Genomic DNA, 13,052 nt, shown 5'->3' with positions numbered 1-13,052 from the left:
TGACTGGAGAGCGGGCAACGATGGCGCCGCTATAGACATAAAAAACGGAGGCCGCGATGGGCGGCCTCCGCTGGCCGAGGTGGCGATCAGCGTTCGCCGACTGCTTTTTCAGCCGCTGCGATCTCGGCCTGCCGGCGAGCGACTTCTTCGCCGATCGGCGGACCACGGAAGCGGCGCTGCTCGAAGCCGAACCAGACGATGCCGGTCAGGACAAGGAAGCCGACGGTGACGTAGAGCGCTGCGTCATTGGGTGGCTGGATGCCGAGGACGAAGATCAGGATCATCGCCAGAATGGTCAGGACCGCGAACAGCTTGAACACGGCTTCGCCCAGGTTCCACGGACCCATCTTGTCCCACTTCGACGTGCCCCAGGCAAAGAGGCCGAGCGTGATCGGGATCGCGAAGGAGAAGAACAGGAAGATGACCGTGCAGGATACGACGATCGTGTAGACCGGCGTTTCGCCGATGGTGACGAGCGAAGAGCCCCAGACGAACAGCACCGACAGGATCGAGCCGGTCCAGATGGCGGCAACCGGCGTGCGATAGGTCGGGCTGACCTTGGCGAGCGCCTTGGAAGCCGGCAGACCGCCGTCACGCGAGAAGGCGAAGATCATGCGGGAAACCGAGGTAACAGTCGCCAGACCACACAGCCACTGGCTGACGAGGATAGCGAGATAAAGGATATCCTTGATGATCGGGTGTACCTGCGCGTCCATAGCCCAGAAGAACACGTTCCAGCCTTGCTTGGCAGCTTCGTCCATGTTCGGCAGCATCAAGACGAAGGAGCAAAGCATGATGTAACCGAACAGCGCCGACCACAGGACCGAAGAGATCATGCCCTTCGGAACGGAGGTTGCAGCCTTGACGGTTTCTTCCGACGTATGGGCCGAAGCATCATAACCGGTGATCGTGTAGATCGGCAGCAAAAGGCCCAGCAGGAAGACCCAGGTGCCCGAGGTTGCGGGCCAGACGTTGCCGCCCGCTTCGCCGGAATAGTTGGCAAAGGTGAAGAGACGGCCGATGTCATAGCTGTCGGCAGCAACAAGGCACACCAGGGCGAGAGCGATCGACGTCGCGAAAATCAGATAACCGGAGAAGTCCGTGAGCTTGGCGGTGAGGCCAATGCCCATGTGGTTCACGAGCGCCTGAAGACCGGTGATGATGGCGAGGAAGATGATCCGCGTCGTCGTGGTGTCTTCAAGGCCGAAATAGGGAGCACCGAAGGAACCCATGAAGAAGTAGTAGGTGCCGACGTTGATGGCGCCGAGGACGGTCACGAGACCGAGCAGGTTGAACCATGCCGTCAGCCAGCCGGTGAAGCGGTTGCCGAGGATCGAACCCCAGTGATAAAGGCCGCCCGCCGTCGGGTAGGCCGATGAAATCTGCGCCATGGCAACGGCGAAAACGAAGGATACGAAGCAGCCGAGCGGCCAACCGATGCCGATCGACGCTCCGCCGGCGCCGGAGGTCGCCTGCGCCAGCGAATTGATCCCGCCAGACAGGATGCAGATGATCGAGAAGGACACCGCAAAGTTCGAGAAAGAGCTCAAACGCCGTTCAAGTTCCTGGGCATAGCCCATGGAATGCAGAACCTGCATATCCGCTTTTTTGTCTAAGTCTGAATAATCTGACATTCTTTTCCCCTGTATCGAAGGGGCGTTCGGCGGAATTGCCGAAAGCCTCAAACGCCCTGTTCCATGGCGAGCCATGGGCCACATTCTCCGCGGACATGCCGCTCCCCGGGTCTTTTGTTATTGTTTCGACGGTAACCGCAGGCTTTCGCCGAGTAGCCCCGTCAGATAGTCAGCCACGACCCTTTGGCTGCTCTCATTTGTAATGAGGTCGTTTCTGACCTCGATCATGACATTGAGCAGGCCATTGGCCAGCCCATGCAATTTCAGCGTATGCGTAACGCCGTCTTCCGGCCCATAAGGCTCGTTGCGGCGAATCGCGTAGTTGCCGTTGCCGGTCGCGGCGGCGAGCATGCCATCGGCAAGGCGGCTGTCGGCATCGTGCAGAATTCCGATTTCGACAGCTCTCGGCTTGCCGAAATAGACGGGCGTGAAGCTGTGAACCGTCACCAGAACCGGGGTAGGACCATTTGCGATCCGCTCCTGGACCAGCGCTTCGACGCTCCGGTGAAACGGAAAATATAGCGCTTCAACCCGCGCGGCACGCGCCTCATGGGTAAGCGAAACATTGCCGGGGACCTGATAGACTTCGCTCGTTTCCGGCATAGCGCCCGGCGATTCCGGCGGGCGGTTGCAGTCGTAGACGAGGCGGGAAAAACGTTGATGGATCACGGTCGCATCCAGCGCCTCGCCCATGAAACGGGCAACCGCAAGTGCCCCGGGATCCCAGGCGATATGACTGCCGAGCGCTTCGGGCGACAGGCCGAGCGTGCCGAGGCTCTCGGGAATGACGTTGGACGCATGCTCGCAGACGATGATGACCGGGCTCGCGCCTTCGCCATTTTCGATCGCGACCGGATCGCCTTCCCTTGCACGCAACAGAGCCACCAAGCCGCATCCCCTCGATCGGCTAATCAATCGTTAATGAAAAGAATTCTTCAGGATCAACCGACTGTCAACGGAAAAGTGAAAAAATCTCTTCAAAAAAACCATTGACTCGAGTTGAGACAGCGATGTTTAATTTTCTCACAGGCCGGCAAAGACCGGCCGCGGGGGATAATCAGACTTGAGCCAGGCTTCGACCACCGTTTCGAACGTGATCGCCGCGCATTTCGACGCATTGACGCGCGCCGAAAAGCAGCTTGCGACATCGCTTCTCGAAAACTACCCGGTCTCGGGGCTGGGCAGCATCACGACGGTCGCCGAAAATGCCGGGGTCTCCACGCCCACGGTCGCGCGCATGGTGCAGAAGATCGGGTTTCGCGGCTTTCCCGATTTCCAGGCGAGCCTGCATCAGGAACTGGAAGCCACCCTCTCCAACCCGATTGCCAAACACGATCGCTGGGCGGCCAATGCGCCGGGAACCCATATCCTCAATCGCTTTGCCGATGCGATCATGAACAACATGCGCGAAACCCTGTCGCAACTCCCGACACAGGAATTCGACGGCGCAGCGAAGCTGATCGCCGATCGAAAACGCGATGTTTACGTCGTCGGCGGCCGCATCACCAAGGCGCTTGCCGAGTATCTCTTCACCCATCTGCAGGTCGTTCGTCCGGGTGTCACACAGATCGCCGCCAATGCCAGCGCCTGGCCGCACTATGTGCTCAACATGAAGCCCGGTGACGTTCTGGTGATCTTCGACATCCGCCGCTACGAACAGGAAATGGAGGCGCTTGCCGGTGCCGCCCGCGAACGCAACGTCGAGATCATCCTTTTTACGGACCAATGGTCCTCCCCCATCGCCAAGATCGCCTCGTCGGTTTTCCGCGTTCACATCGAAGCGCCGTCCGCATGGGATTCTTCCGTGGTCAGCCTCTTCATCGTCGAAGCGCTCATCGAAGCTGTCCAAAGCAGCGAGTGGACGCAAACGCGCGACCGCATGGCGACTTTGGAACAGCTTTTCGAAGAAAGCCGCGCCTTCCGGAAACGGCGTTAGACAGTCACGCCCGGCAAAAGCCTCGAACCAAAAAAACTGAAAGAAAACTGTCACATAACTTTCACCTGCCACCAGTATCAGCTTCGCCGAAGTTGACTGACACACAAAAGGAGAACACCCGTGATGTCACATACGAGACGCCTGCTTTCGCTCACGACGGCCATCGTCATGGCCTCGTCCGCTCTGGCCTATGCCGAGCCGAGCGCTGAACTGATCGCGGCTGCAAAGGCAGAAGGCGCGCTGACCACGATCGCCCTGCCCCACAGCTGGTGCGGTTACGGCGACGTCATCGCCGGCTTCAAGGCCAAGTATCCGGAAATCCAGGTCAACGAACTGAACCCCGACGCCGGCTCTGCCGACGAAGTCGAAGCCATCAAGGCAAACAAGGACAACAAGGGCCCGCAGGCTCCTGACGTTGTCGACGTCGGCCTCGCCTTCGGCCCGCAGATGAAGGCTGAAGGCCTCCTGCAGCCTTACAAGGTTTCGACTTGGGACGAAATCCCGGAAACCATCAAGGACGCCGAAGGCTACTGGTACGGCGACTATTACGGCGTTCTCTCGTTCATCGTGAACAAGGACCTCGTTCCGAACGTGCCGGCCGACTGGGCCGATCTTCTGAAGCCGGAATATGCCGGTCAGGTTGCTCTCGCCGGTGACCCGCGCGCTTCCAACCAGGCGATCCTCGCCGTTCTCGCAGCCGGCCTGCACAAGGGTGCCAAGGCTGGCGAAGAAAGCGGCAAGGCTGGTCTCGAATACTTCGCCGAGCTGAACAAGGCCGGCAACTTCGTTCCGGTTATCGCCAAGGCCGGCACTATCGCTCAGGGCGCAACCCCGATCGCCGTTGCCTGGGACTACAACGCTCTCGCATGGCGCGACGAACTGAAGGGCAACCCGCCGGTTGAAGTCGTCGTTCCGAAGACGGGCGTTCTTGCCGGCGTTTACGTTCAGGGTATCTCGGCTTACGCCCCGCACCCGAACGCTGCCAAGCTCTGGATGGAGTACCTCTATTCCGACGAAGGCCAGAACCTGTGGCTGAAGGGCTATTGCCACCCGGCTCGCTTCAACGCCATGGTCAAGGCCGGCAAGGTTCCGCAGGAACTGATCGACGCCCTGCCGCCGGCAGCGTCCTATGAAGCCGCCGTGTTCCCGACCGTTGAAGAGCAGAATGCCAACAAGACTGCCGTGACCGGCGGTTGGGACAGCGTCGTCGGCGCCAACGTCCAGTAAGCATTTGAATTCCTGACAAGAGCCCCGGCCGGTTATCCACCCGCCGGGGCTTGCCATATCAAAATTTTAAGCCCTACTTTAGTCATACATAAACCACGATAGCGAAGACCCGACCCGATGAACCAGGCTCCCCCCGCACGCCGATTTCGCCTGCCCCTGACGTGGATAGGCCTTATGCCCTTCGTGATCTTCGTCACGATGTTTTTGATCCTGCCGACGATGAACATCATCATCGGGGCGTTTCAGACCGCCGATGGTTCGTTCACCTTCCAGAACATCATCGACCTGCAGAACGGCACCATTCCGTCCAGCTACTGGATTTCGGTGAAAATCTCGGTCGCCTCCGCAGCCCTCGGCTGCGCCATCGGCTTCGCCATGGCGGCGGCCGTCGTTTTCGGCGCCGTGCCCGGCTGGATCAAGTCGCCCCTCCTGACATTCTCGGGGGTCGCCTCCAACTTTGCCGGCGTGCCGCTGGCCTTCGCCTTCCTGGCCACCTTCGGCCCGGTGGGTCTCGTCACCCTGTTCCTGCGCAACAACTTCGGCATCGTTCTCCAGCGTGACCTCGGCTTCAGCATCCTGAGCTTCTGGGGGCTGACCGTCACTTATCTCTTCTTCCAAATCCCGCTTATGATCCTGATCATCGCGCCGGCGCTCGAAGGGCTGAAGAAGGAATGGCGCGAAGCGGCCGAGGTGCTTGGCGCAACCGCCACGCAATACTGGCGCATGGTCGCCTTCCCGATCCTGTTTCCGTCGCTGCTCGGCACCTTCGCTCTACTCTTCGCCAATGCCTTCGGCGCTGTGGCGACCGCGATCGCGCTGACCGGATCGAGCCTCAACATCGTGCCGATCCAGCTTTACGCGCAGATCCGCGGCGACGTTCTCGGCAATCCCCATCTCGGCTACGCCATGGCCTTCGGGATGATCGTGGTAACCGCCGTGGCCAACATCATCTATATCTGGCTGCGCATCCGCGCCGAAAGGTGGCTGAAATGAGTATCTGGGCGCGCATTGCCGGCTGGGCCGCACTGATCTTCGGCCTGCTCTATTTCTTCGTTCCGCTCGGCGGCCTGTTCGAATTCTCGCTGAAGGCCCGGCGCGGGGTCTACAGCCTCGATGCCTATGCCAGCGTGTTTGCCGATCCGCAGTTCCAGCAGACCTTTGGTTACTCGGTGATCATGGCGCTGGTGACCATCGTCATCGGCATCCTGATCGTCGTTCCGACCGCCTACTGGGTGCGTCTCAAGATGCCGTGGGCGCGACCTTACGTCGAGTTCCTGACGCTGATGCCGCTGGTCATTCCGGCGATCGTCATCGTCTTCGGCTATATTCGGCTCTACAACACATCGAGCTGGCTGCCGCTGACCGGCTCGGTGATGGGAACGAATATCCTGCTCGCCTTCGGCTACACCATTCTGGCGCTGCCCTATATGTACCGCGCCGTCGATACGGGTCTGAGAACCATCGACGTCGCGACGCTGACGGAAGCAGCCCAGAGCCTCGGCGCCGGCTGGGCGACCATCCTCGGCCGCGTGATCCTGCCCAACGTCATTCCCGCTGTGTTGTCCGGTGCGTTCCTGACGTTTGCCATCGTCATCGGCGAGTTCACGCTGGCAGCCCTTCTCGATCGACCCGCCTTCGGGCCGTATCTCCAGCGCGTCGGCGCCAACAAGGCCTACGAGCCCTTCGCGCTCTCGGTCATCGCCTTCGCCATCACATGGGGCTGCCTCGCCCTGATCCAGCTCGTCAGTCGTTTTTCCAAAACCGCCCCCCGCAAGGCCTGAGGGATATTTCACATATGTCTTTTCTTACTCTGACCAGTATCCAGAAATCCTTCGGCCCGGTGCAGGTCGTCAAGGACTTCAACATGGGCATCGAGAAGGGCGAGTTCGTTTCGTTCCTCGGGCCCTCCGGCTGCGGCAAGACGACGATCCTGCGCATGATCGCCGGCTTCGAGACGCCATCCGGCGGCACCATCCAGATCGGCGGCACGAGCCAGGAAAACCTGAAGCCCAACCAGCGCAACATCGGCATGGTGTTTCAGGCCTACGCCCTGTTTCCGAACATGAACGTCGCCGACAATGTCGCCTTCGGCCTGAAGATCGCCGGCAAGCCGAAAGCCGAGATCGACGCCCGCGTCAAGGAAATGCTCGGCCTCATCAAGCTCGACCATCTGGCCGAACGCTATCCCTATCAGATGTCCGGCGGCCAGCAGCAGCGCGTGGCGCTCGCCCGCGCGTTGGCGCCGAAGCCGCAGGTTCTGCTGCTCGACGAGCCGCTCTCGGCGCTCGACGCCAAAATCCGCGTGTCGCTGCGCGAAGAAATCCGCATGATCCAGCAGCAGCTCGGCATCACCACGGTCTTCGTCACCCATGATCAGGAAGAGGCGCTGTCGATCTCCGACCGCATCGTCGTCATGAATGCCGGCCGCGCCGACCAGATCGGCACGCCCTACGAGATCTACAACCGCCCCTCCACCCGCTTCGTCGCCTCCTTCGTGGGTACCCTGAACCTGATCGAGGCCAAGGTGGTCGATCCCGCCACAAACCGCATCACCATCGGCGATCAGGGCATCACGCTGCGCGAGCCGCTGGGTGCCGTCCGTGCCGGCGATACCGTCTCTCTGGCCTTGCGCCCGGAAGCAGGGTCGATTGCCGAAGGCGCCAAGGGCGATACCGCGCTCTCCGGCGAGGTCATTTCGTCCAACTTCCTCGGTTCCGTCATCCGCACCCGCATGAAGGTTGGCGAGAGCGTGATCTCGTTCGATATGTTCAACAGCCCCGGCCTCGTGCCGCCGGCCGTCGGCGATGTCGTGACGCTGCGCTTCACCGCCAGCGATCTCCTGATCATCCGCGAATAGCAGATTGTTTCTAACCGCTTGTGCATTGCGGTAAAATCTGTCGCCAAACCCGCTTTCGACGTCGCAAGCGGGTTTGATCTTTTGTGTCAGGTGCTTATAGTTGGCCTTGTAGTTCTCAGGGCGGGGTGAAACTCCCCACCGGCGGTAACGGGCAGAAGTGCCCGGAGCCCGCGAGCGCTTCCGGAACAAGCCGGAAGGTCAGCAGATCCGGTTGAATTCCGGAGCCGACGGTTAAAGTCCGGATGGAAGAGAGCAAGCAGGCGGAAACCTCATCAGGGGTAGCTGCGCCTGTGCGTTCGCCCAAGGGACCATTGAAGAATGGCACAACCCTTGAAAGGCCAAGACTTATGACGATTGCCTCCCACCCCTCGCAGAAGATCGCTATCATCCGTGCCCGCTGGCACGCCGATATCGTCGATCAGTGCGTCAATTCCTTCATTTCCGAATGGCAGAAGCTCGGCGGCTCGGCCGCTGACGTCGAAATCTTCGACGTGCCCGGCGCGCTGGAAATCCCGCTACATGCCCAGACGCTGGCCAGGACCGGCCGCTTCTCCGCCATCATCGGCACCGCCTTCGTCGTCGACGGCGGTATCTACCGCCACGACTTCGTCGCCGGCACCGTGCTCGATGGCATGATGCGGGTGCAACTCGACACCGGCATTCCGGTGCTCTCAACCGTGCTGACGCCGCATAATTTCCAGGAATCGGAAGCCCATATCCGCTTCTTCAAGGATCATTTCGTGGTGAAGGGTGTCGAAGCGGCCAATGCGACGCGGCAGATATTGGCGGCACGGGCGGAAGTTGCGCTGGTGAATGCTTGATTGCGGTGAGTGCGGCACCCTTTGATGCCGCACTCACCTGCTTCCGCGATTACCTCGAACGTAAGAAATAATTCCTTTGACGCTTTGATGCCATGGTGGATAATCACTCGCGAACGGTAAGTTTTAGAAGCCCGAATCTGACATGACTGACAATACGACAACCACTTTGGGGATTGGCTTTTATTCTGCCAGTGATGCTGCGCGGCTGTTGAGCATTCCTGCGCGCAATGTGCGAAGGTGGTTGGGAGGATACGAGTATAGCCATCAAGGCAAAACGCTGCGCATGGAGCCGTTATGGCAACCTCAGCTGCCGCACCATGACGATCGTATAGAACTTGGCTTTAGAGACCTCATAGAGCTACGCTTCGTACAAGCCTTTATCGAGGCGGGCCTCGGCTTGAAAACGATAAGACATTGCCTGGACTACGCCAAGACGTGCGTTGACGACATGAGGCCATTCTCAACACGCCGCTTCAGAACCGACGGAAAAACCATATTTCTGGAGAGTGCCAATTCCTCCGGAGACGATAGTCTTCTTGATCTGAAGGAAAAGCAGTACACGATCAAAGCCGTGATTGATCGCACTTTCAAAGATTTGGATGTCGACAACGATGCAGTAAGTCGCTGGCGCCCATATCACGGAAAATCATCTATTATCATTGATCCAGAGCTTGTATTTGGGCAGCCGACAACTGCAATCTACAATGTGCCGACTGTTGCGCTCTCTCAGGCTGTTAAAGCAGAGGGATCGGAAAGAGCCGTAGCTCGACTATTTGAAGTACCACTGTCTGTGGTGAAAGATGCCGTTGCTTTTGAGGAGTCGCTAGCTGCTTGAAGGTTCTGTTTGATCACAACCTTTCCCCTCGCCTTGCCAGAAGTTTGCAAGCACTCTTTCCTGATGAGCATGAAATTGTCGCGCTAAAAGATAAATTCCCTCCGACTATCAAGGATGTTGATCTTATTGCGGAACTCAGCAAACAGGGCGGGTGGGTGCTGATATCCGGCGATCGCCGCATAACCCGAAGCAAAGCGGAAAAGCGTGCTTTTCACAACTCCAAAGTGATTGGGATGTTTCTTTCGGCGGGGCTTTACAAAGCTCCTGTTCTAAAACAAGCGGAACGCCTGATCGCTCTTTGGCCAGTCATTGAAACCGTAGCCGGAAGCGTCAGTGGAGGAGCAATGTTCGAGCTTCCCATGAAATCCACCAAGCTCGGGCCACTGAAATAAGTCACGTCTACCCCAGCCGAATATACCCAATCCCCTTCTCCGCGATTTCCTCATGCGATTCCTCATAGCCCGCATCCGCATAGCGGATGACGCCGAGCGCCGTATCGTTGGTCAGTGCATGCGATAGCCGCTCATCCGCGGCCACCGTGCCGTCGGCCACCACCGTCACGCCGCAACTCGTCATATAGCCGGCATAGCCCCCGCCGCCGGAATGGACGACGACGAGATCAGCCATGGAGGAGCAGAGCAGCATGGCATCGAGCAGTGGCCAGTCGGCGATGGCATCGGAGCCGTCCTTCATCCGCTCCGTCATGATGTTCGGATGGGCCATGGCGCCGGCATCGAGATGGTCGCGGGAGAAGCCGACCGGGCCTTTCAGCTCGCCGGAGCGCACCAGCGCGTTGACGGCGACAGCCAGATCGGTGCGTTCGCCATGGCCGAGCCAGGCGATGCGGGCCGGCAGGCCTTCGAAGGGAATATGCTGGCGGGCGAGTTTGATCCAGTTGGTGACGATCTTGTTGTCCGGAAACATTTCCAGCAGCAGATCGTCGATGCGGGCAATATCGCTTTCCTCGCCGGACAGCGCCATCCAGCGGAAGGGGCCGATGGCGCGGGCAAACAGCGGGCGTAGATAGGCTTCGGTGAAGATGCGGATATCAAACGCATTGGCCACGCCGCCTTCCCGCGCCTGCGTGCGAATGAGGTTGCCGTTGTCGAAGACCTCCGAGCCCCGCTCCTGAAATTCCAGCATGGCGCGGACGTGATCGGCGATCGAGGCGCGGCTGGCGGCCATCAGCTGGCCTTGGCCCTCTTCCCGCAGGCGCTTCACCTCGTCGAGGCTCATGCCCTTTGGGACATAGCCATAGACGAGATCGTGGGCCGAGGTCTGGTCGGTGACGATATCCGGCACGATGCCGCGCCGGGCGATTTCGGGATAGAGCGCTGCGGCATTGCCGACGAGGCCGATGGAGGTCGCACGCTTTTCCTTCACCGCCTGATCGATCATCGCCAGCGCCGTATCGAGATCGGGGGCAATGTGTTCGAGATAGCCGATCGCCTTGCGCTTTTCGGCCCGCTCCGCGTCGATGTCGATGCAGAGGATGGCAGCACCCGCCATGCGGCCGGCCAGCGGCTGCGCTCCGCCCATGCCGCCGAGCCCCGCCGTCAGGATGAAACGGCCGGCGAGATCGCCGCCGAAACGATTTTCGGCGATGCGCATGAAGATTTCGTAGGTGCCCTGAATGACGCCCTGGCTGCCGATATATTGCCATGCGCCGGCCGTCAGCCCGCCCCAGCAGATCAGCCCCTTGCGCTCCAGCTCGTAGAAGATTTCCGCCTTGGCCCATTGTCCGACGATGTTGCAATTGGCCATGATCACCAGCGGCGCCCTGGCATGGGTCTTCAAGAGCGCGACCGGCTTGCCGGACTGGATCACCAGCGTCTGGTCCTCGTCCATCTCGATCAGCGTCTTCACGATGGCCTTGTGGGAGGCCCAGTTGCGGGCGGCCTTGCCCAGCGCAGCATAGACGATCAGCTTTTCCGGCGCTTCGCCGACGGAGAGCACGTTTTCGAGGAGGCGCAGCAAGGCCTCCTGCCGCCAGCCCTTGGCGCGCAGCTCCGGCCCGCCGGGGATCGGGAAATCGGGATGACGGGGATTGGGCTTCGGCATTGTCGTCTCCTGTTTGGCTGTGGAGAGCGCAGACACCCCCCTCTGTCCCTTAGGGACATCTCCCCCTCAAGGGGGGAGATTGTTCTTGTTCGGCCGCGGCGATCTCCCTCTTCTCCCCTCGTGGGAGAAGATGTCCGAAGGACAGATGAGGGGGTCTTGTCCGCGAATTCCGAGCCAGCCGTCCCCTCATCCGGCGCTGCGCGCCACCTTCTCCCACAAGGGGAGAAGAGGGAGACCGCCGCCTAATCCTCTCGCGGCAATGTCCTCACAAACGCAACCGCATCGTGCAGCAGCTTCCGCCGCAAATCGTCGTCGCCGTAGGCATCCGGCCCGGCGCGGACCCAGCCGGACATCTTGCGGCTCGACATCATCTCTTCGATATCCGGCAAGGCCAGCGCCCAGCCGTCATTGCCCTTGCCGAGCCGAACCATCAGGCCGCGATCGCTAGCGCCGCAGAGGAGATGCCCATCCAGCATCCAGGCGAGCCCGCCGAACATGCGCTTGCGCACAAGCCCATGCAGGTCCTCAAGTTCGGCCTCCACCAATTCTTCAAGCCCTTCATCGCGCATGGTGACCGCTCCTTATTCTTTGGCAAGCGCGTATCTGGCAAGCTCTATGCCCATCGCCTTTTCCACCGAAGGATAAACGGACGGATCGAGCACGCTGGAGGCGAGCGGGATAACGGTCTTCGGCACATGCAGCACGAAAATCTTCATGCCGACCTTCAGCTGGCCGACGCTTAAGGGCTCGCCTTCCGGCGAAAGCGTGGTGATGACGTCGGGGAAGGTCGCAAGCCTTTTGCCCTCGGCATTCTCCACGGCCATGTATTCGTTCATGACGTGGAGTACCGTGGAGTCAATTCCCTTCCCCAGAGTCACCGTGCCGATATCGAAGGCTTCCTTGGTATAGACGACCGACTTGTCGGTGATTTCGCCCTCCGCAATGATGGCGCCGTTGGTGGTGCGGACGATAGCATCGATGATCGCATGGCCACCGCCACCTTCCGCAGCGATGATTGCCTCTCCGAGAGTCAGGGCCAGCGAAATGCCGCCGAGCGCCGCATTGGCCCTGACGTAAGACGCCCGCACCGGATTGCGGCAGGAGGCGATGAAGCCACCGGACATATCGGAAGCGGTGCGCAGGATCGGCGAGACCTTGGCCGTCGCGCCCCGCACGACAAGCTCGATGTAGCGGTTCTCTTCGCGATTGCCGCCGACAGCCGTCTGGATCATCGGCTCGGGCGAGCCCGCAAGGCCGATGGACCCCATGTCGCCGGTCGGATGGGCGCGGATATCGCCGACGGCATCGACGACCTTGGTGCCAAGAATGGCCGATGGCAGCCAGCCGTTCAGCGTCGAGGATTTGCCGTTCTGGCCGACGATGAGGCCGGTGAGCTTTTCGCCCAGCGCCTCCTGCAGCATCTCGACCGCCTTGACGTAATCGACGCCGCGCATTTCCCAGGGCGTGGTTGAGGCCGGCGCGCCGATGGCGGCGGCGGTTGCCACCCAGTCGTTGGCATCGAGCTCATCGATGGAAACCAGTTCCGGCTTGCCGATGGAAACGGCGGCGTAGCCCAGCATGCGGCCATGATCGGCCCAGCCGCCACCGCCGGCGGCATAGACGGAACCGCCCTTGACCGCAGCCTCGACATCCTTCTCCTTCAAGATGCGTCCCATTATGT

The 13,052-nt window shown here is 60.3% G+C and carries 13 protein-coding genes and 1 riboswitch; of the genes, 8 read left to right on the top strand and 5 right to left on the bottom strand.

Going from position 1 to position 13,052, the window contains the following annotated elements; translation table 11 throughout:
- Positions 1–86: 86 nt before the first annotated feature.
- Both BLX89_RS17125 and BLX89_RS17120 read right to left on the bottom strand, forming a co-directional pair.
- A complete protein-coding gene (locus tag BLX89_RS17125; protein WP_075292170.1) occupies positions 87–1,634 on the bottom strand; it encodes an amino acid permease in 1,548 nt (515 codons plus the stop codon).
- 117 nt (positions 1,635–1,751) lie between these two features.
- Entirely contained in the window at positions 1,752–2,519 is a 768-nt protein-coding gene (locus BLX89_RS17120; protein WP_083637627.1) for an N-formylglutamate amidohydrolase, read from the bottom strand.
- Positions 2,520–2,697: 178 nt separating this feature from the next.
- On the opposite strand from BLX89_RS17120, the gene BLX89_RS17115 reads away from it, so the two are divergent.
- From BLX89_RS17115 to BLX89_RS17080, 8 genes are all read left to right on the top strand, one after another.
- On the top strand, positions 2,698–3,570 hold the full coding sequence (locus BLX89_RS17115) for a MurR/RpiR family transcriptional regulator (protein WP_075292168.1): 873 nt from the start codon (positions 2,698–2,700) through the stop codon (positions 3,568–3,570).
- 120 nt (positions 3,571–3,690) lie between these two features.
- Positions 3,691–4,797: an ABC transporter substrate-binding protein gene (locus tag BLX89_RS17110; protein ID WP_075292167.1), complete on the top strand. Its 1,107-nt coding sequence runs from the start codon at positions 3,691–3,693 to the stop codon at positions 4,795–4,797.
- A 117-nt stretch (positions 4,798–4,914) separates the two neighbouring features.
- Positions 4,915–5,790: an ABC transporter permease gene (locus BLX89_RS17105; protein WP_075292166.1), complete on the top strand. Its 876-nt coding sequence runs from the start codon at positions 4,915–4,917 to the stop codon at positions 5,788–5,790.
- Entirely contained in the window at positions 5,787–6,578 is a 792-nt protein-coding gene (locus tag BLX89_RS17100) for an ABC transporter permease (protein ID WP_075292165.1), read from the top strand. Before BLX89_RS17105 ends, BLX89_RS17100 begins: the two co-directional genes overlap by 4 nt.
- A gap of 14 nt (positions 6,579–6,592) precedes the next feature.
- Positions 6,593–7,654 (top strand): ABC transporter ATP-binding protein, encoded by a 1,062-nt coding sequence (locus BLX89_RS17095; RefSeq protein WP_075292164.1) that lies wholly within the window; start codon positions 6,593–6,595, stop codon positions 7,652–7,654.
- Between the two features lie 107 nt (positions 7,655–7,761).
- Positions 7,762–7,912: riboswitch (FMN riboswitch) on the top strand.
- An 89-nt stretch (positions 7,913–8,001) separates the two neighbouring features.
- Positions 8,002–8,475: a 6,7-dimethyl-8-ribityllumazine synthase gene (locus BLX89_RS17090; RefSeq protein ID WP_075292163.1), complete on the top strand. Its 474-nt coding sequence runs from the start codon at positions 8,002–8,004 to the stop codon at positions 8,473–8,475.
- A gap of 142 nt (positions 8,476–8,617) precedes the next feature.
- Positions 8,618–9,310, top strand: a complete 693-nt coding sequence (locus tag BLX89_RS17085; RefSeq protein ID WP_075292162.1) for a hypothetical protein — start codon at positions 8,618–8,620, stop codon at positions 9,308–9,310.
- On the top strand, positions 9,307–9,702 hold the full coding sequence (locus BLX89_RS17080) for a DUF5615 family PIN-like protein (RefSeq protein WP_075292161.1): 396 nt from the start codon (positions 9,307–9,309) through the stop codon (positions 9,700–9,702). The genes BLX89_RS17085 and BLX89_RS17080 overlap by 4 nt, the downstream gene beginning before the upstream one ends.
- Positions 9,703–9,709: 7 nt before the next feature.
- Here BLX89_RS17080 and BLX89_RS17075 read toward each other — a convergent pair whose 3' ends face one another.
- From BLX89_RS17075 to BLX89_RS17065, 3 genes are all read right to left on the bottom strand, one after another.
- Positions 9,710–11,371 carry a thiourocanate hydratase gene (locus BLX89_RS17075; protein ID WP_075292160.1) on the bottom strand — a complete coding sequence of 554 codons (1,662 nt, stop codon included), beginning with the start codon at positions 11,369–11,371 and terminating at the stop codon, positions 9,710–9,712.
- Between the two features lie 242 nt (positions 11,372–11,613).
- The gene (locus BLX89_RS17070) at positions 11,614–11,940 is read right to left on the bottom strand and encodes a TfoX/Sxy family protein (protein WP_075292159.1); all 327 of its coding nucleotides are present in this window, start codon (positions 11,938–11,940) and stop codon (positions 11,614–11,616) included.
- Positions 11,941–11,952: 12 nt separating this feature from the next.
- Complete coding sequence (locus BLX89_RS17065; protein ID WP_075292158.1) at positions 11,953–13,047, bottom strand: thiohydantoin desulfurase; 1,095 nt, start codon at positions 13,045–13,047, stop codon at positions 11,953–11,955.
- Positions 13,048–13,052 lie beyond the last annotated feature (5 nt).

It is taken from the genome of Pararhizobium arenae (assembly GCF_001931685.1).
Lineage (GTDB): Bacteria > Pseudomonadota > Alphaproteobacteria > Rhizobiales > Rhizobiaceae > Pararhizobium > Pararhizobium arenae.
The sequence above is the reverse complement of the archived record's forward strand: the minus strand, read 5'-3'. Positions and strand labels throughout refer to the sequence as shown.

What these genes read in the sequence shown, in the direction of transcription:
- BLX89_RS17125 (WP_075292170.1), bottom strand. Translation starts at nt 1,634, where the DNA reads ATGTCAGATTATTCAGACTTAGACAAAAAAGCGGATATGCAGGTTCTG.
- BLX89_RS17075 (WP_075292160.1), bottom strand. Translation starts at nt 11,371, where the DNA reads ATGCCGAAGCCCAATCCCCGTCATCCCGATTTCCCGATCCCCGGCGGG.
- BLX89_RS17085 (WP_075292162.1), top strand. Translation starts at nt 8,618, where the DNA reads ATGACTGACAATACGACAACCACTTTGGGGATTGGCTTTTATTCTGCC.
- BLX89_RS17105 (WP_075292166.1), top strand. Translation starts at nt 4,915, where the DNA reads ATGAACCAGGCTCCCCCCGCACGCCGATTTCGCCTGCCCCTGACGTGG.
- BLX89_RS17100 (WP_075292165.1), top strand. Translation starts at nt 5,787, where the DNA reads ATGAGTATCTGGGCGCGCATTGCCGGCTGGGCCGCACTGATCTTCGGC.
- BLX89_RS17065 (WP_075292158.1), bottom strand. Translation starts at nt 13,047, where the DNA reads ATGGGACGCATCTTGAAGGAGAAGGATGTCGAGGCTGCGGTCAAGGGC.
- BLX89_RS17090 (WP_075292163.1), top strand. Translation starts at nt 8,002, where the DNA reads ATGACGATTGCCTCCCACCCCTCGCAGAAGATCGCTATCATCCGTGCC.
- BLX89_RS17095 (WP_075292164.1), top strand. Translation starts at nt 6,593, where the DNA reads ATGTCTTTTCTTACTCTGACCAGTATCCAGAAATCCTTCGGCCCGGTG.
- BLX89_RS17070 (WP_075292159.1), bottom strand. Translation starts at nt 11,940, where the DNA reads ATGCGCGATGAAGGGCTTGAAGAATTGGTGGAGGCCGAACTTGAGGAC.